Origin of the sequence: Segatella baroniae DSM 16972 = JCM 13447 (genome assembly GCF_000426585.1) — a bacterium.
GTDB lineage: Bacteria > Bacteroidota > Bacteroidia > Bacteroidales > Bacteroidaceae > Prevotella > Prevotella baroniae.
Genome location: NZ_AUFQ01000002.1, coordinates 40,953 through 66,766 on the forward strand (window position 1 = coordinate 40,953; position 25,814 = coordinate 66,766).

General features: G+C 54.0%; 15 protein-coding genes. 3 read left to right on the forward strand and 12 right to left on the reverse strand.

Annotation, left to right across the window (positions count from 1 at the left end; translation table 11 throughout):
- Nucleotides 1-10: 10 nt before the first annotated feature.
- The 6 genes from lpdA to K334_RS0102040 all read right to left on the reverse strand — a co-directional run bounded on the left by lpdA (nt 11) and on the right by K334_RS0102040 (nt 6,766).
- The gene (gene lpdA, locus K334_RS0102015; protein WP_025881896.1) at nt 11-1,330 is read right to left on the reverse strand and encodes a dihydrolipoyl dehydrogenase; all 1,320 of its coding nucleotides are present in this window, start codon (nt 1,328-1,330) and stop codon (nt 11-13) included.
- Entirely contained in the window at nt 1,317-2,726 is a 1,410-nt protein-coding gene (gene gcvPB, locus K334_RS0102020) for an aminomethyl-transferring glycine dehydrogenase subunit GcvPB (protein ID WP_027444425.1), read from the reverse strand. The genes lpdA and gcvPB overlap by 14 nt, the downstream gene beginning before the upstream one ends.
- Nucleotides 2,723-4,042, reverse strand: coding sequence for an aminomethyl-transferring glycine dehydrogenase subunit GcvPA (gene gcvPA / locus K334_RS0102025; protein ID WP_027444426.1), 1,320 nt, complete (start codon nt 4,040-4,042; stop codon nt 2,723-2,725). Before gcvPA ends, gcvPB begins: the two co-directional genes overlap by 4 nt.
- A 3-nt stretch (nt 4,043-4,045) precedes the next feature.
- Nucleotides 4,046-4,426 carry a glycine cleavage system protein GcvH gene (gene gcvH / locus K334_RS0102030; protein WP_027444427.1) on the reverse strand — a complete coding sequence of 127 codons (381 nt, stop codon included), beginning with the start codon at nt 4,424-4,426 and terminating at the stop codon, nt 4,046-4,048.
- Nucleotides 4,427-4,600: 174 nt separating this feature from the next.
- Nucleotides 4,601-5,677 carry a glycine cleavage system aminomethyltransferase GcvT gene (gene gcvT, locus K334_RS0102035; RefSeq protein WP_025881897.1) on the reverse strand — a complete coding sequence of 359 codons (1,077 nt, stop codon included), beginning with the start codon at nt 5,675-5,677 and terminating at the stop codon, nt 4,601-4,603.
- A gap of 117 nt (nt 5,678-5,794) precedes the next feature.
- Nucleotides 5,795-6,766 carry a lipoate--protein ligase gene (locus tag K334_RS0102040; protein ID WP_021589558.1) on the reverse strand — a complete coding sequence of 324 codons (972 nt, stop codon included), beginning with the start codon at nt 6,764-6,766 and terminating at the stop codon, nt 5,795-5,797.
- 614 nt (nt 6,767-7,380) lie between these two features.
- On the opposite strand from K334_RS0102040, the gene K334_RS0102050 reads away from it, so the two are divergent.
- The gene (locus tag K334_RS0102050) at nt 7,381-9,903 is read left to right on the forward strand and encodes a TonB-dependent receptor (protein WP_025881899.1); all 2,523 of its coding nucleotides are present in this window, start codon (nt 7,381-7,383) and stop codon (nt 9,901-9,903) included.
- A gap of 191 nt (nt 9,904-10,094) precedes the next feature.
- Here the strand turns inward: K334_RS0102050 and K334_RS0102055 are convergent, their stop codons facing one another.
- Nucleotides 10,095-11,441 (reverse strand): YihY/virulence factor BrkB family protein, encoded by a 1,347-nt coding sequence (locus K334_RS0102055; protein ID WP_025881900.1) that lies wholly within the window; start codon nt 11,439-11,441, stop codon nt 10,095-10,097.
- Nucleotides 11,442-12,022: 581 nt separating this feature from the next.
- Between K334_RS0102055 and nhaA the strand changes: the two genes are divergently transcribed.
- Complete coding sequence (gene nhaA / locus K334_RS0102060; RefSeq protein WP_025881901.1) at nt 12,023-13,348, forward strand: Na+/H+ antiporter NhaA; 1,326 nt, start codon at nt 12,023-12,025, stop codon at nt 13,346-13,348.
- Between the two features lie 161 nt (nt 13,349-13,509).
- Nucleotides 13,510-14,649: a nucleoside recognition domain-containing protein gene (locus K334_RS0102065; protein ID WP_027444428.1), complete on the forward strand. Its 1,140-nt coding sequence runs from the start codon at nt 13,510-13,512 to the stop codon at nt 14,647-14,649.
- Nucleotides 14,650-14,677: 28 nt separating this feature from the next.
- Here K334_RS0102065 and K334_RS0102070 read toward each other — a convergent pair whose 3' ends face one another.
- From K334_RS0102070 to K334_RS0102090, 5 genes are all read right to left on the reverse strand, one after another.
- Complete coding sequence (locus K334_RS0102070; protein ID WP_027444429.1) at nt 14,678-16,327, reverse strand: beta-N-acetylhexosaminidase; 1,650 nt, start codon at nt 16,325-16,327, stop codon at nt 14,678-14,680.
- A gap of 88 nt (nt 16,328-16,415) precedes the next feature.
- A complete protein-coding gene (locus K334_RS13310; protein ID WP_025881902.1) occupies nt 16,416-18,650 on the reverse strand; it encodes a GH92 family glycosyl hydrolase in 2,235 nt (744 codons plus the stop codon).
- Nucleotides 18,647-20,791, reverse strand: coding sequence for a glycoside hydrolase family 31 protein (locus K334_RS0102080; protein ID WP_025881903.1), 2,145 nt, complete (start codon nt 20,789-20,791; stop codon nt 18,647-18,649). The genes K334_RS13310 and K334_RS0102080 overlap by 4 nt, the downstream gene beginning before the upstream one ends.
- A 111-nt stretch (nt 20,792-20,902) precedes the next feature.
- Complete coding sequence (locus K334_RS0102085; protein WP_027444430.1) at nt 20,903-22,567, reverse strand: RagB/SusD family nutrient uptake outer membrane protein; 1,665 nt, start codon at nt 22,565-22,567, stop codon at nt 20,903-20,905.
- Between the two features lie 13 nt (nt 22,568-22,580).
- On the reverse strand, nt 22,581-25,694 hold the full coding sequence (locus K334_RS0102090; protein ID WP_025881904.1) for a SusC/RagA family TonB-linked outer membrane protein: 3,114 nt from the start codon (nt 25,692-25,694) through the stop codon (nt 22,581-22,583).
- Between the last annotated feature and the right edge of the window lie 120 nt (nt 25,695-25,814).

A 25,814-nucleotide genomic window follows, 5' to 3' on the forward strand; every position in this document is an offset into this window, starting at 1 on the left:
CAAAAAAAGGTCAGGAATTCATACTTGCCGCATGCAAAATCTCGCCTAAAGTGGGATGAATGTGAATCATGTCGCGCAGCTGCGAGACCGTCGCACCCAAGCACATGAGGCTGCTGACCTCCTGTATCATGTCGGCACTGTGGGCTCCATAGGCGTGACAGCCAATCAGTTGGCCCTCGGCGTCGGTCAGCAGCTTCACCATTCCTTCGGTTTCGTCCATGGACACGGCCTTGCCGTTGGCACGGTGGTAGCCTTTCAGGCTGCCGTAGCCTTGCACATGCTCCTTGCAGAAGTCTTCCGACGCGCCTACGCTGGCCGCTTCGGGATAGGTGAAGACGGCCGACGGCATGATGTCGAGCCGGATGTGGTCGGTCAGTCCCAAGATATGGTTCACTACTTTGATACCTTGCATCGAGGCGGCGTGGGCCAACATCGTCAGTCCGTTGACGTCGCCAATGGCATAGACGCCCTCGACCGAAGTCCGGAGCCGGCTGTCGACGACGATACCCTTGGCCGAGAAGTCGACACCGGCAGCCTCCAAGTGAAGTTGTTCCAAACAAGGCTTGCGGCCAGTGGCCACCAAAATGGCTTCAGCATTGATGGTTTGGGCCTTGCCTTTGCGCTCGAACGTGACGCCTTCGGCCGTAATGGCGGTGACACCGGCCTGCATGTGGAACGTAATACCTCGCTTTTCCATCGACTTGCGAAGGCGTTTGGCAATGTCGCTGTCGAGCATGGGCAGACATTCCTTCAGATATTCGATGACCGTAACCTCACTTCCGAAAGTCTGGAATATGCTCGCAAACTCCATTCCGATGACACCTGCGCCGATAATCACAAGACTTTCGGGCACGTGGTCAATGGCTAATAGTTCGGAAGATGTCATGATACGGTCTTTGTCAAGCTGCCCGATGGGGGGCATTTTGGCTTCAGAACCGGTGGCGATGATGATGTTGGGGGCGGTGAAAGTTTCATCGCCGGTCGTCACGGTGTGTCCATCCACAAACTGAGCCTCGCTTTTTACCAACCGAATGTTGGGTGCAGAGAGCAAGGTCTCTATGCCGCCACGCAGCTGGGCCACCACTTCCGTCTGGCGCTGGCGCACATGCTGGAAGTCGACGGCGGCCTGCGGATCGGCCGAAAGGCGCGCGCGGAGCACGTCGGCTTCGTGACACCAGGTCTTGGTCGGTATGCAACCCACGTTGAGACAGGTGCCCCCTACGTTTCCCCGTTCGATGATGACCACGTCGAGGCCATGCTTTGCGGCATGCCCGGCGGCCTCATAGCCGCCGGGTCCGCCACCTATTATAATAAGGTCAATTGTCGTCATGCTGCATTTGTTGATAAGTGACCACGGGATGCTTGGCCGCCTGCACGTCGTCTACGCGGCCGATGGGCGTCAGATGGGGCGCGGCTTTCAGCTCTTCGGGCCGTTCCTTCGCCTCCTGGGCTATCTTCCGCATCACCTCGATGAAGCCGTCGATTGTCTCTTTGCTCTCGTTTTCGGTGGGTTCGATCATCAGCGACTCGTGGAAAAGCAGCGGGAAGTAAATCGTCGGTGCGTGATAGCCGTAGTCGAGCAGGCGTTTTGCGACGTCCATCGTCGTGACACCGGTCGACTTGTCGGCCAGACCGTCGAATACAAACTCGTGCTTGCAGAGTCCTTCGATGGGCAGAAGATAGAGGTCTTTCAGCCTTTCCTTGATGTAGTTGGCGTTCAACGTGGCCAACGGACCGACCTCCTTGACGTGCTCCTTGCCCAAGGAAAGGATGTAGGCGTAGGCCCGCATCAGCACGGCGAAGTTGCCTTCGTAGGGACTTACGGCGGGGAAGAAGGCTTCGAGGCCCGCTCTCACGCCGACGGGGCCTGCCCCCGGTCCGCCACCGCCATGCGGTGTGGAGAAGGTCTTGTGCAGATTGACGTGCATCACGTCGAAGCCCATGTCGCCGGGACGGCACGCACCGAGCATCGGATTGAGGTTGGCGCCGTCGTAATACATCAGTCCGCCACAGTCGTGGACAAGCTTCGCGATTTCAGGAATGTTCTTTTCAAACAGTCCCAGCGTATTGGGATTGGTCATCATCATGCCGGCGATTTCCGATCCCTGCACTTGGATGATGGCTTTCAGGTCTTCCACGTCGACAGTTCCGTCGGAGAGACTCTTCACTTCCAGCACTTCCAGCCCGCATACGGCGGCCGACGCGGGGTTGGTGCCGTGAGCCGAATCGGGAATGAGCACCTTCGTGCGCTTGTCGTCATGGCGACTTTCGTGATAGCCGCGTATCACCATCAGTCCCGTCAGTTCGCCGTGGGCACCCGCGTAGGGCTTGAGCGTGAAGGCGTGCATGCCCGTCAGCCGGCAAAGCAGCTGTTCCAAGTCTCGGCAAACCTCCCTGGCACCGGCCACGCTGTCGGCCGGTTGCAACGGATGAAGGTCGCGGAAGGCGGGCAGGGAAGCCATTTCCTCGCTGATGCAGGGGTTGTATTTCATCGTACAACTTCCCAAAGGATAGAACCCATTGTCCACGCCGAAGTTGTTGGCGCTGTGGTTCGTATAATGCCGAACGACCGTCAGCTCGTCACATTCGGGCAGTTCGGCGTCCTTTTCGCGGCACAATGACTGTGGAATCCGGTACTTCTCACACTCGAATCGTGGGAGAGAATAGCCGCGACGGCCCTCCTTGGAGAGCTCGAAAATCAAGTTTCCGTATAGTTTGTTGTTCATGATGCAGCTATTTTTACAAGTTTATCCATCTCTTCTTTCGTGCGTTTCTCGGTGACGGCAATCATCAGCAGGTTGTCGCCGACCTTGATTCCGCCGAAGATTCCAGCCGTTTCCAAGCGTTTGAGCAGTCCGTCGACGTCGCCGTCGTACCTTACGCAGAACTCGTTGAAGAACGGATGGGCGAACGCCTCGGTGAAACGACTCGTCGCCAGCAGCTGTTCGTGCAGATAATGGGCCTTGCAATACGACTGCCGGGCGGCCTCCTTCAGTCCCTCCTTGCCCATGAGGGCCATGTAGATGGTCACGAACAAGGCCATGAGCGACTGGTTGGAACAGATGTTGGACGTGGCTTTCTGCCGTCTGATATGCTGTTCGCGGGCCTGCAAGGTGAGGACGAAGGCCCGCTGTCCGCGGTTGTCCTGCGTCATACCCACAATGCGGCCGGGCATTTTCCGGATGAGTTTCTCCTTGCAACACATGTATCCGATGTAGGGACCGCCGAACTGCATGGGTATTCCCAGGCTCTGGCCGTCGCCGACGGCAATGTCGGCGCCCCATTCCCCGGGTGTTTTCAGGATGGCCAGGTCGGCCGCCACGCTGTTCATGATGAGCAACGCCTTGCCGGCATGGCAGCTGTCGGCAAAGCCCGTGTAGTCTTCGACGACGCCGAAGTAGTTGGGTTGCTGCACGATGACGCCCGCCACGCCGCCTGTTTCCAGCTTCGTCTGCATGTCTTGCTTGTCAGTGACGCCCCGTTTCTCGGCTATCGGCTCGACCACCATGTCGTGGAAGCGCGCGTAGGTCTGCACCATGTCCTTGATTTTCGGGTCCACCGTGTCGGAAATGAGGATGCGGTTGGCCTTCTTTCCGGCCGCCACGGCCATCATGGCAGCCTCCGCCGTGGCCGTCGTGCCGTCGTACATGGAGGCATTGGACACGTCCATGCCGGTCAGTTCGGCCATCATGCTCTGGTATTCAAAGATGTAGTGCAGCGTTCCCTGTGAGATTTCGGCCTGATAGGGGGTGTAGCTTGTGAGGTATTCGGACCGCGAGACGATGGAAGGAATCACGGAAGGAGTGTAGTGGTCGTAGACGCCGGCGCCGGCGAAGCACGTCAGCGGTCGGTTCTCACGGCCCAGTCTGTCGAAAAGCTGCCTGATTTCAAGTTCGCTTTTCGCCGAAGGTATGTCGTATTCGCCTTGAAAGCGAATCGTTGCCGGCACCTCGGCGTAGAGGTCTTCCAGTGAAGTCACGCCGATGGTGTCGAGCATTTCCCGGACATCCTTCGCCGTATGAGGGAAGTATTTGTAGTCCATGGCTCACTTGTTGCAGAATTCTTCGTAGGCCTTGACGTCCATGAGACGGTCCAACTCGCCCATGTCCGCCAGCTTCACCTTCATGATCCAGTTGCCGAAAGCGTCCTGGTTGACCAGTTCCGGCGCGTCTTCCAGGGCTTCGTTCACCTCGACGACGGTGCCACTCACCGGACTGACCAGGTCGCTGGCGGCCTTTACGCTCTCCACGGCGCCGAACTCGCCGTCGGCTTCCACGTCGTCGTCAACTTCGGGCAGGTCTACGTAGACCACGTTGCCCAGCTGTTGCTGCGCAAAGTCGGTGATACCAACGTAACCATACTCGCCTTCTACTCTCACGTACTCGTGCGACTCTGAATAATAGAGCCCTTCTATAAATTTAGCCATATTGTTAATGTGATGTTTTAAATGTTGAATGTGAAGTGTTTTAAATGTGAAATGAGAAATGAGAAATGTGTAATGAGAAGTGAGGAATGGGGAGTTTGAAATGAGAAATGTGGAGTTTGAAGTGTTCATTGCACATTCCTCATTGCACATTTCACACTTCTCACTTCACATTCCTCATTTCTTATAATGCTTGTCGTAGAATCTTTTCTTGACAACATGCCCCGGGAACACCTTCTTGCGAATCTGAATGTCGAGCGGCGTGTCGAGCTTTGCGCAGTCGGCGTCGACCAATGCCATGCAAACGCTCTTGTCAGTAGAGATGGTGTGATAGCCCGTGGTGACCACGCCCACCTCCCGTCCGTCCTTCAAAACGGCATAGCCGTGGCGCGGAATGGCCTTGTCGGCGAGTTCTATGCCCACCAGCTTCCTCCTGACGCCCTCCGCCTTCTGCTTGACGAGAGCCTCCTTGCCGATGAATTCGGGCTTGTCGAGCTTGCAGAACATGCTCAGGCCCGCCATGACGGGCGATATTTCGGGCGACAACTCGTCACCGTAGAGCGGCAATCCCACCTCGAAGCGCAGCGTGTCGCGGCACCCCAGGCCGCAGGGAGTGACGCCGGCGGCCATCAACGCGTCCCAAGCCTGCTGTATATAGGCATGCGAACCGTAGATTTCGAAGCCGTCCTCACCCGTATAACCCGTGCGGCTGACGATGATGTCGCCGATGGTCTTGACGGTGTAGAAGGTCAGTTCGTCGCACGCAAGGCGCAACACCTTCTCCATCACTTCGGCGGCTTCCGGGCCTTGGACGGCCAACTGACCGTAGTCGTCGCTCCGGTTCCGCAGGTCGATGTCGAAACCCTCGGCGTTCTGCCGCATCCAAGCCCAGTCCTTGTCGATGTTGGCGGCGTTGATGACGATGAAATAGCGCTGCTCGCCCATCTTGTAGACCAGTAGATCGTCGACCGTGCCGCCGTCCTCGTAGAGCATCATGCCGTAGAAAACCTTGCCGACGGGTGCGCCCGTCACGTCGTTGGTGAAGATGTGGTTCACCCACCGCTCGGCGTCGGGGCCTTCCACCGTCACCTCACCCATGTGGCTCACGTCGAAGACGCCACAGTGTTGGCGCACGGCCTGGTGCTCTTCCGTGATGTTGGTGTACTGGATGGGCATGTCGAATCCGCCGAAAGGCGAGATCAACGCCCCTTGTTTCACGTGTCTGTCATAGAGACAAGTTCGTTTGTTCTCCATAAGCTAATTATTATAAGTAAGCGGGAAAAATTGGTTGCTGTGCAATCGTCCGCCCCATCCGGCTCCGGACGGAATGGCCGTCGGCGGAAGTCGGGCGGTCGAGGTGTCGGCCACGGCTCATTCGAGCAGCAGTCGGATGAGGTCTTCCTTCTTCAGGTTCATGATGACGTCGGCCGTGTCGCCCTTCAAGGCTTCTTGCAGCGCCTCCTCGCGCAGTTCCGTGCCGATGAGCGGCTGCAAAATCTGGTCGTCGAGCGCGCCTATGAGGAAGTAGTCGCCCACCAGGTTGATGGCCTTGATGCGGTCGTTCTTCACCTCCATGCGTGCTTCCAGCTCGCCCACGCCGTCTATCCGCCTCTTCCTGACGAGCGTATAGCTGGGGTTTTTGCCGTAGATGAAGGCCGGGGCGAGGTATTCCTGCTCCAGTTCCTCAATGCCGCGGATGTCCGTTTCGGTCAGCATGATCTCGCCGTCGCACAGGTTTTGCCTGACGAAAGCCTTGAAGTCTTCCAGCGAAATGTCGGCATAGTCTTTCAGAAGCGCGATGTGCTGGCGCACGCTTTCCACGCCCTTGCTCAGCAGTTTCTCGTTGCTGGGCGTGATGGCGCCCACCATGTTGCGCATGTCGGTGTCGTAGAGCATGGTGCTGTGGACGATGCTGCGGCCCGGCAGTCGGTAGAAGGCCGAGCCGCTGACCTTCCGGTCGCCGATCATCACGTCGTTGCGGCCGCTGGCCCGGGCGTCGACGCCCAACTTGACGAGCGTCAGCACCACCATATTTATATAACGGTTGAACGTGAAATTGACGTTGTCTTCGTCCGTAATGTACGAGAACATGATGTTTTTCATGTCTGCATAGACGCATCCTCCCCCGCTCTTGCGGCGATAAGTGTGGATGTTGTTGGCCCGACAATAGTCCAGGTTCACCTCGTTTTCTATCAGTTGGTTGCGTCCGAATATCACACTGGGTTCCACTTGCCACATGAAGAAGCAGTCGGGAGCTTCGATGTGGCGGGCTACGTACTCTTCCATGGCCAAGTAAAAGGACAGCCGTCGTACGCGTTTTTCAGGCAAAGCTATATATTTCAATGGTTCAGGTTTTTGTAAATAGATATTGCAAACTTACATAAAATATTCGTATTCCAAGCCTATTGGGCGAAAAAAGTTTGTCGACAGCCCAAAGTAGTCCTTCCGAAGCACAGCCATTGTGTGAAAATATTTGACAAACAACACTAAAAAAGTGGCCTTTTTTGCAGACGAAAGTACTTTGGATGAAAAAGACGGCAGGATTTCGACGTTCACATTACAGCCTGACAATCAACCGATTAGCTGCAAACCAGGCAACAAAAGGACTGCCATGGCCGGCGAAAGCTGCACTCTTGGCAGGCAAAAGGGCTGCGGTGGGCGGACAGCCGCCATGCTTCAGGCATGGAAAAGGACTGAAACGAAGGCCTCGGAGGGCTGCTTTGGCGCGCTGAAAGGATGGAGACAAGCGGCACGGAAGCGGCCGAACGGCACATGGAAGCATGTCCGTGGGCTGACAGCGGCACGGAATGACACTCGAGACGGAGCCGTTTTTTAGTGAATAAAAGTTTACAAAAGCAGAATCGAAGCGCAATCATTACCCACAGATAGGTATTGGCTTTCCCGCAGAAAATGCCTACCTTTGCAGCACTCTAATTTTATTTACAAGCGATTTGATTATGAAAAAGCTTTTACTTTTTATGGTTGGACTTCTGTGTGCCTTGCAAATTGGCGCGCAGGAGACCGACGCCATGCTCTTCGGCGACGTCAAAAGCAAGACCACCGGAAAGCATTTGCCCTATGCCACCATCAAGGTGAAGGGCACGAAACTCAAGACTATGTGTGACAAAACCGGCCACTTCCAGCTGCCCCACTTGCCTCTGGGCAAGCAGACGGTCGTCGCCTCGATGGTGGGCTACAAGGACCAGGAGCTTGAAGTGATGATGCAGCGCGAGAAAGGCACGGGCGCCTACTTCCATTTGGACGACGACGAGCTGTCGGTCAACCAGGTGGTGGTGACGGGCACACGCACCCAGCACTATATAAAGAACGTGCCCATCCGCACGGAGGTGCTCACTTCGAAGGCCATCGTCAACAAGAATGCCCAGAATGTGTTTGAGGCATTGGAGAATACGCCGGGCATTCGGGTGGAACAACAGTGCCAGTTCTGCAACTTCTCCGAAGTGCGCATGCAGGGACTGGGGGCCGAACACACGCAGGTGCTCATCGACGGCGAGCCCATCTATTCGGGACTGGCGGGCGTCTATGGCCTTCAGCAGATGAATACCAACGACCTCGACCGCATCGAGATTGTCAAGGGCGCGGGCTCGGCCCTCTATGGCAGCAGCGCCGTGGCCGGAGCCATCAACCTTATCTCGAAGGAGCCGGGCTATGAGCCGAGTATCAAGGGCGACTTGCAGTTTGGTAACTTTGGTTATAAGAACTACAACGCCTCCGGTTCATGGCGTAACAGCGACATCGGCTTCAATGTGTTCGCGCAACGCACGGAGATGGACGCTGTCGACGCTACTCAGGACGGCGTGGGTCGCAAGGAAGTGAAGCACAAAGACGGCATTTCCGACCGTGTGAACGAAAAGGTGAACAATCTGGGTTTCGGTCTGTACTTCTACAATCCTTTCGCAAAGAACGACAAACTCGTCCTCCGCGGCAAGGCCACTGACGAGGAACGCCGGGGCGGTGTCATGACCGACGACCAGTATCTGAACCCCTTTACCGAAATGACGGAGAACATCAACACGAAGCGTCTCACGTCCGAACTCTCTTATTCGCTGCCCGTGGGCCGGTATTCGCGGTTCGATCTGGCGGTTGCCTACGTACATCACCGCCGCGAAGCGACCAACGACACTTATCTCGGTTCGTATAAGGAGACCCATGGAGGTAAGGAACCCGATGTCAGTAGCATGCGCCCCTATTTGGCTAAGGAGAATACGGTGACACCATCGCTCACTTTCGGTACGAAGATGAGCAATCATAATCTGCTGTTTGGCGCACAGGGCTATTTCACCCGCTTGCGTGAGACCGGCCTTTATTGCGTTACGGGCAAGCCCGGAGACGCTTATTATGGCACGGATTATACCTCTATCGGTAAGAAGCACGCCAATGAGTTCGGCTTGTTCGTGCAGGATGAGTGGGATGTAACCCCGCAGTTGAGCGTTGTTCCGGGCTTGCGCCTCGATAGCCATAGCTCGGGCGAGGAGTACTCGTCAAGCAAAGTCGTGTTTGATGGTAATTTCCCGAAGACCAAGTTCAATGAGACGAGCGTCAATCCTCGTGTGGCCATCAAGTATGCGGCTACTTCCAACCTCGTACTTCGTGCCAATGTGGGTACCGGTTTCCGTGCTCCTTACGGCTTCTCCGAGGACTTGCACCTCTGTTCGGGTTCGCCCCGCGTATGGAAATCGTCTGATCTGAAAGCCGAGAAGTCGCTCAGTTTCAACCTCTCGGGCGATTACTATGGCAAGAACTATCAGCTGAGTGCCAACCTCTTCCGCACGAATCTGCAGAACAAGATTGCCTTTGGCGATGCCGACGATAAGGTAAAGGCCCTGGGTTATACCTATCAGTGGGAGAATAAGGGCGATGCTTACGTGCAGGGAGTTGAACTGGGTGCTAAGATTAGCCTCATGAAAGACCTGACAGCCAACCTTAATTGGACTTTCAATCAAGGCGAATACAAGAACGTGCGCGACGAATGGAAGTTCGACGACATCATCAGTGGTCTGGAAGATGCTGTAAAGGAGGCGTTGGCCGGTGGTAATGCGGATGATTTGAAGACCGCGAAAGCCAACTTGGCCAGTGTTCAGAGCCGTGAGGCTGAGTACAAACAGTATGAGAAAGACAGCAAGCAGGTTTCACGTTTCCCACGCATGACCGGCGACTTTACGCTGGAATACACGCCTAATACGTGGACTTTCACGCTCACCAGCTCGCTCCAAGGCAGAATGTATATCGACTATATGGCTGAAGCCGGCATGCAAGACTCTAAGATAAAGAAGACCGATGCCTGCATGCTTTTCAACTGTCGTGTGGCTAAACGCATAGGTGAGATGTTCACGGTTTATGCCGGTGGCAAGAACATCTTCAGTTATATTCAGGACGAAAAGCACACCGATGACGCCGCGTTCATGTACGCTCCCGTCTTTGGAGCTACTTGGTATGCCGGTGTTAGTGTCCGTCTCTGACGCTCCGCACAGGCTTTAGCCGACTTCTTTTTTTATTCAAATCCATACAATCATGGGCCCGACAGCAGGAAAATGCTGTCGGGCCTTTTTTGTTTCCGTGCCTGTCAGATGCGAGTATATAAAGACGAATAGGCGGAACGTGATGAATCATGCTCGCTTTCTTTGCGCAACTCACCCGAAGTTCTGCCTCTTTATTCTTTGGGTCTATTTATCAATTCCTTAATATTGATCAATTTCAATTCATTCAGATAAGCGGCACGTACATTTTCCACCTTATTATATACATCACGGTTCCACGCCTTGTTAGGTGAAAAACCTAAAAGGGCAACCTTCGATGAAGGTGCGGATTCTAAACGAGCAATCATTTCACCCACAGTAATGTTATTCGTGTCATGTGTAGGGGTATAAGTGACCTCGTCAGTAGTAGGCGAATGATTCTCCGAAACAAGATTTACCTCTTTTAATTGATGTAGAATATCCATAGTAACACGTACCGGAATATGCGTTGCCGCTTTTATCTGCAAGGCTGTATGAGGAGTTTCACCATTTGCGAAACGCTGACAAATATGACTCAACACGGTCGCGCACATCACCATAAGATCGTTATGACATATATCTTGCGCATCTATCAGACGCTCATAATACTCTAAATTCTGGTTGGTATAGCTGAGTTCAGCACAGAAAAGACAGATATACCACGACGCAAGAATCCATAACATAAACAGCGGAAGTGCCGCAAAGGAGCCATAGATGGCATTATAGCTTGTGAGGAATATCTGTCCGTGAATATAAACAGCCTGTAAGCAGAGCATCGCCAGGCTGGCAATCATTGCGGGGCCTATTGTTTTAGTAATCTTAACCTTCGCATTGGGCATAAAAACATAAAGTACAATGAACATAAAAGTAAGAATTGCCCACGGCACAAGGTATCGAAGAGAAAAGCTTGCGATATTTCCAAGAATACGAAGACCATTTAAATTCTCTATAAAACTATAGAAATAGATGCTCAGTCCCGACAATATGATAATGCTGATAGGCACAAGAAACATCATCGCGGTGTAGTCTACGATGATCCTACTAAATGGGCGAGAATCCTTCACCTGCCATATACTATCGAAAGCACACTCCACCGTTCTTATCAACGAGAAGACACTGTAAAGCATGATCACCAATCCAATTCCAATAAAGAGTCCTGTTTTAGCATGAACAAGATAAGATTGAGTGAGCGTTAGCAGCCAAGTGGCAGCCTCTGGTTGTGCCGACAGCATCTCACGGAACTGATTCTCAATAAACTTACCAAAGCCAAAGCCATCCGCAATAGCAAAAATCATAGCGGCAATAGGCACGATTGCCATGAGCGTTGAAAACGAAAGTTGCGTAGCAGAGGCTATATGGTCGCGTTCTAAAAAGAATTTTACAGCGAGATAGAGTTTCTGCAGCTGTCTGATAAGTATATTTCTTAGTTTCGATCGATGCTCTGTTTTTAAGAACATACCTGTTGTCAAGAAGTATTTTATGCTTTGTATATCCATCTTCATTGTTGTTCCTTTTTCGTGAAAGAGTATAACTTATGATGCAAACTTAATAAAAAAGGCGAAATAAGCAACCATTTTCACCTTTTAATATTCACACTTCAAATCTAATTTGTCAAGTTTTATTCACTCAAAAACAAGCTTCTGAATATGCCCATCTGGCTCAGTGGAGCGGCCGTTTATAGAGGTTTGAAGCGCCCAAACGCATGGTTGTGAGGTCATAGTTATGCTTTCGCGTGGTGAAAGCATAGCTTTTAGCGTGTCAAAGGGCAGCTTTTACAACGCAAAAGGGCCACAATGAAAGCCCCAAAATGGGCAAAATAGGGCGCGAAAGGGTGATGAACGCATGGCGAAAAAAGCTAAATGGCTGATTGATAGTGATTTATGAAAATCGCGAGAATTGCGTTATTTCGTACCAAAATCTTTTTTGTGGCAAATAACGCAACCAGCAGAAGGCGTTTGTAAAGATAATTCAGATCGAGCGATATTTATGAAATAATTTCGTCCGTTTACTTATTTTTATTATTTTTGTATGCAACAAAGATTCAGGATAGCTTTGTGTTTATAATTTATCTTTAATAGATTGTATGAGAGAACTTTATCAAAAGAATATTGAGAACCGGCTGATTATCCCCACGATGCAGTTTCTGCACCGTGAGAAATCAAGCGGTATCGTGTTGGCCGTGTTTGTTGTTTTGGCGTTGATATTGGCCAATTCGCCCCTCCGTGATGAGTATTCGCAGTTTTTGGAACATCATTTCGGTTTCATCGTTGACGGTCGGCCCTTGCTCAACTTCAGCGTAGAGCACTGGATTAACGACGGACTCATGTCGATGTTTTTCTTCGTCGTGGGACTGGAACTGAAGCGCGAGTTTATCGGAGGCGAGCTGCGCGACTTGCGGAAGGTTGTGTTGCCGGTGGTGGCAGCTGTCTTTGGCATGCTCTTTCCGGCCGCCATCTATCTGCTTTTCAACCTTGGAACGTCTGTAGACCATGGCTGGGGAATCCCGATGGCTACGGATATCGCCTTCGCTTTGGCCGTGGTTTATATGCTGGGCGACCGCGTTCCCGTGTCGGCCAAAATCTTTCTGACGACGCTGGCCATAGTAGACGACCTCGGTTCGGTGATGGTCATTGCCCTTTTCTACACTTCTCAAATCTCTTTCTTCAATCTGGCGATCGGTTTGGCCTTACTTCTGACCATGTTTGTGGGCAACCGTCTTGGAATCAAGAATGTATGGTTTTATGGCGTTTTGGGCATCGGTGGCGTTTGGGTGGCCTTTCTGATGTCGGGTATTCACGCTACCATCTCGGCCGTTTTGGCGGCGATGGTTATCCCGGCTGACTCTCGCATCCCCGAATCCGCGTTTATTGCCCGCGTAAAGAAGCTCACCCGGCAGTTTGAACAGGCCGAAGCCAATAACGTAAGGACCTTAGAGCCCGAACAATTGGAAATCTTGGAGAAGGTGAAAGCCGACTCGATTCAGGCCATACCACCCCTTCAGCGGCTCGAACATGGCCTTCATCCCCTCGTTTCTTTCGTCATTATGCCCGTGTTTGCCTTGGCCAATGCCGGCGTTTCGTTTGTCGATATGGACGTTCGCATGTTGAGCGCGAATGGAGTTGCGCTCGGTGTGACGTGCGGTTTGCTTCTTGGTAAACCTCTTGGCATCCTTTCTGCCGTGTGGCTGACCGAGAAACTCGGACTGGGCAGGCGTTCCCGCTCCATCAGTTGGCGCACGGTGGCCGGTCTGGGCTTCCTCGCTTCCATCGGTTTTACGATGTCAATGTTCGTTACGATGCTGGCTTTCAATTCGCCCGAGAACCATAATCAGGCCAAGGTAGGTATCTTCCTGGCCTCTATTCTGGGCGGCATCATCGGCTATCGCTTGTTGAAAACGAAAGGAAAGTGATTTTATATAGCATATTTTTTCATTAAATATACGGACTTTTATGAGGTGAAGTGTAAAAAAGTGCTACCTTTGCGCAAGATAAACCGCACGCGATCACTTGAAATATTGTTCTCGTTTGTGCGGTCTTTGTAAAGAAATAAAAACTCTTTTAATTACAATCCATGAAAAGTCCTTTTAAGAAGAGACTGTCCGGTATTATCTGTCTGTTGGTGGTAGCGGCACTTTTTAGTTTTATTGGTTATCAGATGGGCGTGGCTCACATGCTCAACACCATCATGCACACGGCACATGACCTGTTGCTCAATACGGTGTTCTACTTGATGGGTATCTGCGTTCTGACGGGTGCTATCGGTAAACTGTTCGTAGAGTTCGGCGTTGTCGACCTGCTGGAAATGATTCTCCGTCCGTTGATGCGGCCTTTGTTTAATCTGCCGGGTGTGGCTTCGCTGGGGGCAGTCATGACTTTCCTGTCTGATAATCCCGCGATTATTTCGCTGTCGAAGGACAAACGATTCAGCTCTTACTTCAAGAAATACCAGTATATCTCGCTTACCAACTTCGGTACAGCCTTTGGTATGGGCCTGATTGTCATTGTTTTTATGGTGGGACAAGGCTTTTTCCTTGAACCGATGGTGGGACTTTTTGGAGCCGCTTGTGGCTGTATGGTTTCCACACGGTGCATGCAGCATTTTGTCGTAAAGGCTTATCCGGCCTACGCGGTGGAGAACGCGAATGGCAACGGCAACGGGTATGAGGAGCCGGAAATACAGCATCCCGAGGAAAATTCTGCCTTCCTGCGAACGCTGAACGCGTTGCTCGACGGCGGTAAGGCCGGTGTTGACGTAGGATTGGCCATTATTCCCGGCGTGTTGATTATCTCCACGCTTGTAATGGTGCTGACCTTCGGCCCCAGCAGCAATGGTACTTACACGGGCGCGGCCTACGAAGGCATTGATTTATTGCCGGCTTTGGCCAACAAACTTGACTGGTTGTTCGGCGCTTTGTTTGGTTTTACGGATCCTCATCAGATTGCTTTCCCCATCACAGCATTGGGAGCCGTGGGCGCCGCTTTGAGTTTGGTGCCCAATTTCCTTGCGCAAGGCTGGGTTGATGGCAATGCCATCGCCGTATTTACAGCCATCGGCATGTGCTGGAGTGGCTTTTTGAGTACGCATACGGCCATGCTCGACTCACTGGGTTATCGCGAACTGACAGGCAAAGCCATCCTTTCCCACACCATCGGCGGCTTGACCGCCGCTTTCGTGGCCCATATCACGATGCTGCTGATCGGCGTGATATAGGCCATGGGCATGCTATAGGGGCGGCATGCTACCACACGGCCCTGTCGTGATTGTATCTTTCGGGCCAGATATGCAGCGCATAGGTATAGCCATAGCGGTCGTAAAGGCGGGCAAGACGCGTGGCACGCGCCACGAAAGCGTCGTAGCTCTTGCGCGAAGCAGGCATCCATTGCACCTCGGAGAGCGCGGCCATGCGTGGCAACACCATGTATTCGGCCTGCGCCGTGGTGGGAACATATTCCGTCCATAGGTTTCCTTGCACGCCGATGATGTGTCGTGTGATGTCCGCCGACACGCTGTCCGGACGTGGATTGAAGCTGTACACCTGCTCAACAGGCAGATAGTTGCCGATGGCCTGCGGCTCGTACAGCGTGTTCTTGGCTTGATAATAATCGAAATAGGCATATCTGCCAGGGCAAGTGATTACGTCGTGGCCCGCCTTTGCGGCCTTGCTCCAGGTGGAAAGATAGCGTCGGCTGAGGACAATGGTCGACGGATTCAGCTCCCCTTCCAGTATTTCGTCCCATCCAATCATCGTTTTTCCTTTTCCGTTGATGTACTTTTCCACACGTTTGGTGAAGTACTGTTGCAGATGTTTGGCGTCTATGCCCAGTTCCTTTGCCTTCGCCTTGCAGCGTTCACACTGCTGCCAGCGTGTGGAAGGAGCCTCGTCGCCCCCGATATTGAAGCGTGCCGATGGGAAAATTTGGCACAATTCATCAATGATATCCTGCAAAACAGCATACACCCGTTCGTTTCCCACGCACAACACGTCGTGGTAAACGCCCCAATTGTGCCCCACTTCATAAGGGCCACCTGTACATCCCAGTTCGGGATAGGAGGCCAACATCGCCTTGGTATGCCCCGGAATGTCGATTTCGGGTATCACTTCAATGTGGCGTTGGCGGGCATATTCCACGACTTCGCGCATCTCCTTTTGCGTATAATAGCCACCATGCGGCTGATGGTCGTCCACGTCAGAGTTGTGTCCCACCACCGTTCCGCTCCTCCAAGCGCCAATTTCCATGAGCCTGGGATATCTTTTTATCTCGATACGCCAGCCCTGGTCTTCGCTCAAATGCCAGTGAAAGGCGTTCATATTGTGCAGGGCCATCAAGTCAAGGAACCGCTTGATGAAACTGAGGGGAAAGAAGTGTCGGCCGCAGTCGAGCATCATTCCGCGATAAGGCAGCAGCGGCGCGTCGGCAATCTGCACTGCGGGAAGCTCCACCCGTGGCGTCTGACCTTTCCCGGTGCCGTCAATGGTCACGGGCAAAGCCTTGCGCAGCGTCTGTATACCATAGAAAACGCCGGCCGCAGTGCCGCCTGCTATTGTGACCAGTCGGTCGTTCACCGTGATACGGTAGGCCTCTTTTCCCACAATCTTGTGGTCTATGGCCAGTCGAATGGCCTTTTCCCCTTTGGGAACATTGGCCACGCAGTCCATCTTCTGTCCTGTGACGTCTTCCACATATTGAGCCAGGAAGCGTGCGTTATGACGCATCAACTCTTCGGAAGAGCCACAGACAATCTTCGTCCTTTCGTCCAAGACGAACGGTTTGCCTTTTGCCAGCGTGATGGTTTGTGGCAATGGAACCACATGATAGTCAGCTGTCGCTGCCCGTGTGGTCATGAAAAGCAGCCAGGTGGCTGCGACAAGGATAGTTTGTTTCAGCATATTTTGAAGCAATAAGGGTTGTCATTTGAATAGATCTGCCTGTCGAGCCGATCCAATCTGCCCGGCAGGCAGGTGTAATTTCTGGCATTCAACGTGTAGGCGCCGACTTTTCCATGTGGAAAAAGAGCTTTGCGCCCTTCGTCAGGTCACAGTGTTTGATGAACTGGCTGTCATGGAGTTGCCCGTTCATCGCGAACTGCGACACGTAGACATTCGATGAACTGTTCTGCGGTGCGTCAATCTCAATGGTGCTGCCGCTGGGAAGTTGCAGCGTGGCATGCCGGAACAGCGGACTGCCCACTACGTATTCACCGCTCACGGGTGACAAAGGATAGAACCCCAAGGCTGAAAATACGTACCAGGCAGACATCTGGCCGTTGTCTTCGTCACCGCAATAGCCGTCAGGACGTGGCGCGTAGAGCCTCGACATGATGGTCCGCACAAGGCGCTGGGCCTTCCATGGCTGACCGAAAGCATAAAGATAGGGCACATGGTGCATGGGTTCGTTGAGATGCGCGTATTGTCCCATGTCGGCATTTTGCATCTCCCTGATGAGATGTATCACACCTCTCTTGTAGTAAGAGATGTCATAATGCTGGGGCTGCGTGAACACCGAGTCGAGCTTTTCCATGAATCTTGCCGGGCCACCCATCAGCTTTTGCAGCCCAACGACATCATGTGGCACGAACCAAGAGTATTGCCAGCTGTTGCCTTCGGTGAAATGGTCGCCCCAACGATAGGGGTCGAAGGGTGAAAGAAAGCGTCCCTTGCTGTCTTTCGGACGCATCAGCCCGGTGGCATCATCGAACAGATGGCGGTAGTTAAGGCTCCTGCGGCGAAACGTTTCCTGCTCCTTCTTCGGCCGGTTCAGCGCCCTGGCCAGGAGATAGATGCAATAATCGTCGTAAGCATACTCCAAAGTGCGCGACACGTTCTGGTTGATTCCCACGTCGCAAGGCACATATCCCAGCGTGTTATATTCATACCATCCCTTCCGTCCCACCGAACTTACGGTGCCGATTCCCTGCGTGCTCTTGCATATCGCTTCGTAGAGCAGGCCAATGTCAAAGCCGCGTATGCCTTTGAGATAAGCGTCGGCTATGACGGAAGCCGAATGTTGGCCGATCATACAGTCGCGATGACCCGGACTGAACCACTCGGGCAGCCAGCCACTTTCCCTATATGTATTGGCCAAACCTTGCATAATCTCCGATACAATGCGGGGAAACATCAGGTTGAGAAAGGGGAACTGCGCTCTGAAAGTGTCCCAAAAGCCGTTGTCGGCATAGAGAACTCCAGGCATGACACGCCCGTTGTAGGGACTGTAATGGATGGTGTCGCCCTTCAAATCCACCTCATAGAACTTGCGTGGGAATATCAACATGCGGTAAAGGCAGGTGTAGAACGTCCGCAATTCATCGTCCGTCCCACCCGTCACCCGCACTTTTGCCAATTCGGCGTCCCACGTTTGTTGGGCTTTTGCCCTCACTTCATCGAAACTCCGACGCCCTATTTCTCGCAGGTTCAGCTCCGCCTGCTCTTCACTGATGTAGGAAGTGGCGATGTTCATCTCCACCGTTTCGCCCCGCTTCAAGTCAAATCCCACGATGGCACCCACGTGTCGGTCCTTCAGTTCGCTACAGCCTTCCAGCAGTTGCTTGTCTTTCCAGGCCGCAGCGTTGAGAAAGGGACGATTGAAAGTTATCACGAAGTAGTTTCTGAAGCCTGCCGTCACGCCGCCGTTGTTCTTCGTGGTGTAGCCCACAACGCGCCTTTGTTGGGGCAGGAGCTTGACAAAAGAGCCGCCGTCGCAGGCGTCTATCACCACGTAAGCACTGTCGCCGCCGTTGAAACGCAGCCTGAATGCCGCCGCCCGTTCGGTGGGCGTAAGCTCCACGTTCACCTGCGGGTCACCCAGATAGGCGTGATAATAGTGAGGCTGTGCCACTTCCGTCTTGTGCGAGAACCAACTCCGCCGGCGTTCCTCCGTGAAATTGCCCCGCCGGGTTACGGGCATGACCGAGAGTTGCCCATAATCATTGATCCAAAGACTGGCCTGATGGGTTTGCTTGAAGCCATAGAGAAAGTTTTCCTGATAGGTATACAGAAAGCCATTGCCTATCTTCCCCGTATGTGGAGCCCAGTTGTTCATGCCGAACGGCAGGCACACGGTGGGATAGGTGTTGCCGTTGGAGAGCTCCATGCTTGAGAATGTGCCCATCAGCGGGTTTACATGGCGCGTCAATCCTTCCGCGTTGCCCACGGACGAAGCTGCCACCGCGAGCAGGAAGGCCAGAATGTGTTTTACGGTTTGTCGTTTCATAGTGAGGATTTGGGTTGTGGTTGGATGATTGTCCAGTCCTTTATTCTGTACTTCATGCCCTTGAACTTCCCGGTGCGCTTCATGTTTCCACGCCCGTTCCACCATAGTTTCACCTGATTATACAGGCCTTCTTCGAAGCGATAGCTTACGCCATCGTCTTCAAAAAGCGTGGTGCTGCGCGGCTGTCGGCCATATACGCGGCAGTGCAAGTCGAATGTCGTCTCGGGGGTGATGCAGTCTGTCGGTTCAGCCAAAGGCAGAATCGTACCTTCACGGACGAAGAGCGGAATATCGTCGAGCGCGAATGTCACGCTGTGCAGGCGTCCTCCTTCCAGCCGTTCGTTGGTGTTGAAGTCATACCAGTAGCCTTCGGGCAGATACACCTCTCTCCTATCGCCTTTTCCCACAATGGGACAAGCCAGCAAGTCATCGCCGATGAGGAACTGGGAGTCTATCGTGGCCGCCGTCTTGTCTTTGGGATAATTCAGCACCAGGGGCTTGAAAGGCGGTATGCCTTCGTTGCGGTAGCGTGCGAACTGCGTATATAAATAAGGTATAAGCGACATGCGGAAGTTGAGCAGACGGCGTATGATGTCCTCATTCCTTGTGGCCGAGGGCAGAAAACGGTCTTCATTGTTGAGCTGTTTGTCGAACTGCAACCACGCGGGGTTGCGCAAGTACCAGCCATTGAAGAGCGTTTGGGCCGACAATATGCCCACCTGTACACGGCGGAAGAAGTCCTCCTGGTCGGCGGACTCACGCACTTCGGGCGACCAAAGCAGCCCCGCCAGTCCGGCATTGCACACCATCCTCACGTAATCTTCCAAGTCGTAGGTGTCACTATAGACCGAAACGGGATAGGGAGCGGTCAACGCCCCCGAGGAGCGAACGTCCAGACAGGTGCGCATCCCGTGCTTTCTGAACACGCCGTAGAGGGTCTTCTGATAGAATGTTCCGAAGAGTTGGTGCATCTGTTCGCCGTCGATACCCGAGGGAAAGGTCGTCAATTCCGGGAAACTCCAGTTGAGATCGCCGCGCGTAATGTTGGAATTGTCGCACTCGTCCATCTTGAATGCGGCCACACCTTGCCTTACAAAGCAAGTGTCGTGATAGTCGGCGAAGACTCGTCGCACGGTGGAGTCGGCGAAGTCGGGCACCAAACCATTCCATACCAGATGGCTTCCCGCCCGTGTCTTGAGCGGTTGATACAGCGGAGAAGTGGGATGAATGAAAGCATGTTCCCATAAGTTGAGCTTGAAACCCATGGCCCGTGTGCGGCCGATCAGCTCGTGGGGAGTGGGAAAGTGTGCGTTGTTCCACACATACGAGCACGAGTAGGCGCGCGTCTGCCACTTGGGTTCCAGGCCAATGACATCACATGGGATATGTTTCTCTCTCAAATAACGGCATATCCGATAGGCGTCTTCCTGCTTCGCGTCGGTCTTCAACCTGTATTTCATGCCCAACCCCCAGAGCGCCGGAAGGCTTCCACCACCCGCAAAGAGGTTGTAGCGGCGCATCGCCGAAGCCATGTCGGGACCTGCGAACACCACCACGCTCACGCCTTTTGCCCCGGGGATGTCCACCTGTACGCGTGGTTTCGAGGCACTCGGGATGGCAGAGCCGTACAATTCGTCCGTGGAAAGTTTCACCTTCTGGTCGTCTGTGGCCGCATAGTCCGTGTTTCTACGATTCGTACCGATGTAGAAGGTCGTGTATCGGGCCGTGTTCACCAGCACGGCGTAGCCTTTGTTCGAGATGTAGAACGGCTGCGGCGCGTGGGTGTAGCCCAAGTCTTTCAGCGGATGGTCGTTGACGAGTGGGCGTTTCTTCTTGTTGTTCTGCACGAACGAGCCCATTTGCAGACCGAAGCCATAGATGTTCTCGCCGGGCGACAGCGGAATGTCCACCACACATCCCCGTGCATTCACCGCAATGTGTATGCCTTCTTTCTCAAAGGGGTTGGCTTCGTCGGGCATGTCTTTCAACTGTTTGGCCGCGGCTTCCTTGTAGCGCATGGGCGTGTGGGCGTCTTCCCGGCCCACAGTCGTGACGTACACGCCGGGTTCCAATTGCCGGAAGCGCTGGGCGGAGGCCGCGAGACTCAACAGACAGGCACATGCAATGATGAGTTTTCTCATGATTCAATCCGTTCTATATGGATAATCGGTTCGTCGAAAAGCACCTTGTGCGTTCCGTTGCCGCCAGCTGGAGTATTCCGGGGCTGCGGCAATCGGAACGCACGGCACAGATTATTCCCAATCGGGGTTCTGCTGCAGGTGGGTGTTCACCTCCCGCTCGCGCTTGGGAATGGGATACCAGATCTTGTAGCTCTTGAAATTGTCTTTCACCGACTGCGCATGACGCATATTGAAGAAGAAGACATTGGGCTTCAGGCCGTCGTCATTGGTGGTCTTGAGGGCTTCCACCACAGACTTGAGCTTGCCCCAGCGGATGAGGTCGAAGCGGCGCCAGCCTTCCGAACAGAGTTCACGCGAGCGTTCGTCCTTCAATTCCTCCATGAAGTCGGCCTTCCGGTAAGCATTTGCCAAGGCCGTGGCCGTGGCGGCATTGTTCTTGGCCGCGCGCAGACGGATGGGACGGAGCAGTTCGCGTGCCGCCGCTTCATCACCGGTCTTGTAGGTCGCCTCCGCATACATCAGAATGACATCGGCAAAGCGCAGGATAGGGAAGTTGAGCGTGCTGGTCGAGGCGGGAATGCCGGCCGCCGTCCGTGCCGCGGGCGAGCTTTGACGGAATTTGGCCAGGTAAGTGTTCGAGCCACTCTGGTACAATCCCGACGGAACATAGTACTCCACGCCTTCAATCATCTGCTTGTTGTTGGTCATCGTCCCGGCGATGTTCTGCTTGTAGCGTGCGTCGGCCTTGTCATAGAGCAGTGCCAGCTCGCCCATGGCGGGGAACCATCCCGCACCTCCGCCGTTGGTGGTGACGTTGCCGACAGGCCCCGTGAAGTGGGTGAACATGTAATACTTCGGCGCGTTCTTGCCGTAGGTGGCCACAAGCAACGCTTCCTTCACCTGCATCTTCTTCAATGGCACGTTGTCGGCCATGAAGTTGTAGCCGTATTCAGCCTGAAGCTCATATCCACCGTGCTCCACGATATCTTTGCAAATGGCTTTCGCCTCGGCATAAAGGGCCAGAGCGTCCACCCACTCGAAGCTGTTGAGCGGGAAGTGAAGGTCTTCCCCCACCTTGTTTTCCTTGCAAGCAGCCAGGTAGAGATACACTTTGGCCAGCATGGCGCCGGCCGTATATTTGTTGGCACGGGCCTCATACTTGTTGCGTTCGGGCAGTCCTTCGTAAGCGCTCTTGAGGTCTGAGATGACAAGCGCGTAGACATCTTTCAGACTCGAACGCTCCATCTGCGGACTGTCGTTCAGCGAAGTGGGTGTAGGAACGCCGCCCCAAAGCCATGCCAGATAGGTGTAATAGAAGCCACGCAGGAACCGTGCTTCGAGCACGACCTCCTTTCGGCGGTCTTCTTTCAGGTCGGCAACGCCGGCTGCCTGCTCAATGACGTTGTTGGCACGGTTGATTCCGGCATACAAGGCAAACCACGCGTCGGAAAGGAAGCGCGACTCGGAATTATAAGTGTAATTGCAAAAAGGCTTGAAGTCGGCCAATGGAATGTAATCCGTCCGACCGATCATCTCGTCACACCCCAGCTGCGTGAGCAGATGCAGGTTGCGCGAAAAGAGTGCGTGCGGAGCTTGGTGCTGTATGCTGTTGGCATTCATGGCGTCGTAAACGCCCGTGAGCGCCATCTCGGTGGCGTCGCCGCTGGCAAAAAGCGAATTGCCGTCGGCGAACGAATAGGCTTTCTCGTCCAAAAAGTCGCTGCAGCTGCACAGCAGTGCCAGCGAAATGCCCATGAGAATTGTCTTTGTTTTCATAATGCGGGAGTGTTTAGAAGTTGATGTTTATACCGAAAGAGAACGAACGGCTGCGAGGATAAGTCACGTTGTCGAGGCCTGTGATGAGCTTGTTCCAGTACGACACTTCGGGATCGAAGCCGCTGTACTTGGTCAGCACAAAGAGATTGTCCATCGAAAGTGACAACTGACAACCGGTGATCTTCAACGGCTTGAGCAGTTTTGCCGGCAACTGGTAGGCAAGATTCAAGTTCTGCAGGCGCAGGAACGAAGCGTCCTCGACGTAATAGGTCGACACCTCATTCTTGCCCGCTGCCTGCAATGCGGGATATTCGTTGGTGGCGTTGGTCGGTGTCCACCGCTTGTGGAAATAGTCGCTGGCCACATTGTGGTAGGCGCTGTAGCCTTCATACTTCCAACGGCCGATGTTGAGCACCTCGTTGCCGTAGCTGAAGTTGAAGAAGAACGACAACGAGAAGTTCTTGTACTCGAAAACGTTCTGCAAACCGCCGAAGAATTTGGGCTCGCCACGTGAAATCACTTTCTTGTCGTTCACCGGATCCACCTCGTCGTCGCCGTTGAGGCTCTTGAACTTCATGTCGCCGGGCTTCGACTTCACGCCTTTGACACGCACCACGCCCGGTTTCAGGTTGCCCGAGTCGTCGAAGTCCGACGTCTGATATACGCCGTCGAAGACATATCCCCATGCGCCGCCGATGGCTTCACCCACCTTCAGGCGCGACACTTCATTGATGATACCGTCGGATATGCTCACGGGAATGGCCGTAACTGAACCTAATGAAAGGATTTTGTTGCGGTTTGAGCTGACATTGAGCGTGGTGCGCCACTTGAAGTCGCGGCCGTCCACGTTGAGCGAGTTGAGCGCCAGCTCCACACCCTTGTTCTCTATCTCGCCGATATTCTGCCATTGCTTGAACGAACCGCTCTGGCTGGGCACGTCAGCCTGCAACAGCATGTCCTTGGTGCGCTTGTAATAGAGGTCGACCGACAAGCTGAGGCGACGCTTGAGCACGCTGATGTCCATGCCGAAGTCGTACTGCGTGGTGGTCTCCCACTTGAGATTGGGGTTGGCAAGCTCGGAGGGAGCGAGTCCCATGATGGCACTTTCGTCGGAATTGAGCACGTAGTTGAGGTCCAGGCGCGAGAGGGAACGATAGGGAGTGATGCGGTCGTTGCCCGACGTTCCCGCGCTCAGACGCAGTTTCAGTTCGTCGATGGCGCGCAGCTTCTTCATGAAAGGTTCGTTGTGTGCCTTCCACGCCAACGCAACAGAGGGGAAAGTCGCGTACTTGTTGTTGGCTCCGAACTTTGAAGAACCGTCCCGACGCAGCGTGAACGTGGTGAGATAACGGTCCTTGTAGGCATAGAACAGGCGGCCGAACTCCGACATCCGCGTCTGACGATACTTGTTGGTGGCGGGCTTGTTGCGCAACGCGCCGGCCTGACCGAGGTCGAATACGGGGTTATAGGTCTGCACCTTGAAGTTCTCTGCGGTGATATTCAGACTCTCCCACACGTAGCTGCTGGTCTCGAAGCCCAGCATGGCGTTCACGCTATGCCCGTTCTTCCAACTCTTGCTGTAGGTTGCCGTCGTCGTACTCTGCCACTGTTCGGTGTTCGTTTCGAGCACGTTGGCCAGTCCGTTGCGGGCATATCCCCAGGAAGTCAGCGAAGAATACCACTCTTGCGACTTCGAGAAGGTGAGTCCGGTGTTGAGCGCCGTGCGCAGCGTAAGCTCGGGAATCGGCTTGTATTGCACGAATCCGTTGGCGAGCACACGGGTGAGTGGCGTCTTCTTATAGGCGTTGTAGAGCGTCTGCGAGGGGCTCGACATGTTGGCGTTGTCGGGGTCTCCCGGGTCGATCTTGAAGTTGAAAGGCTTGTAGATGAGCAGCGATTCGAGCCAACCGTTGTACTGTTCGCCGCCGCCGACGGTCACCGGGCCGTAAAGTTCGGTTCTCACGATGGCACCATTGCCCCCTACACGCAGCTGCTGGTTGGGTGCGTACTCCACTTTATAGCGTCCCGTGTAGCGCGTAAAGCTGTTGTTCTTGGCGATGGCGTTCTGCTTCAGGTATTCACCGCTGAGCGAATAGACCAGCGCGTTGGACTTGGTGCTGCCGTTAACGCTGAGGTTATAGTTCTGCGAAAAACCGGTACGGAAGAGTTCGCGCTGCCAGTCGTGCGAGGTGTTGTCCTCAAATTCCTTCCCGAAAACACGGGCGCGGTCGGGGGTTCCGTCACCATCGGTGTCGATACCCCACTCTTCGCTCAGGGGAAAACGTGAGAAACGATAGTCGGCAAACTCCTGTCCTTGCAGCATTTTGATGTGCTTGCTCACACGACTGATACCGAAACGCATGTCGAGCGACACCGTCGTTTTGTTGTAATCGCCTTTCTTCGTGGTGATGACAATGACGCCGTTGGCGCCTGCCGAACCATAGATGGCGGTGGCGGAAGCGTCCTTGAGCACCTGCACCGACTCGATGTCGGCGGGATTGATGCCCGCCAGCGGGTTGAACCGTGCCCTGCCCGAGATGGTCGAAGTGGCCACTTCGCCGCTGTTCACGTCCACGAGTGTGCCGTCGATGACGTACAACGGCTGCGTGCCCGCATTGATGGAGTTGTTGCCACGGATGACGATGTTGACGTCGCCGCCCAGCTCTCCCGACGAAGAAGTCACGTTCACGCCCGCCACTTTGCCCGTGAGCGCGTTGAGCAACGAGGGCGTTCCCGACTTCTTCAGGTCGCCCATGTCCACCGTTCCCACAGCTCCCGTGAGGTCTTTCTTGAGCATGGAGCCGTAGCCGATGACCACAACCTGTCCCAGTTCTTGCGCGGCGGACTGCATCACGATGTACAGATTGCCCGTCTTACCGGCCTTGCGGTGCACCGATTCCATGCCGATGCTCGAAAAGACAAGCACCGAACGTTCGCTGCCCACAGTGAGGTTGAACCGTCCCTGCGCGTCGGTCACCGCTGCGTTCGTCGTCTTCTCCTCCGTCACGGTGACGCCCGGAAGCGGCGCTCGCGTGTCGTCCACCACCGTTCCCGTCACCTTGTGCTGGGCCAGTGCGTTCAAACTTGTAGCCAAGAGGGCTACCAATACAATTAAAACACTTTTCATATAGATTGTCATTTAGGTAAACTTGTCGTTTTGGTTTCTGTTTCGTTTGTCGAAGCTGTCCTTTCAGCCGCTCAAAGGGCCGCTTTCAGGTTGTGAAAGGACTGCTTTTGCCGTGTAGAA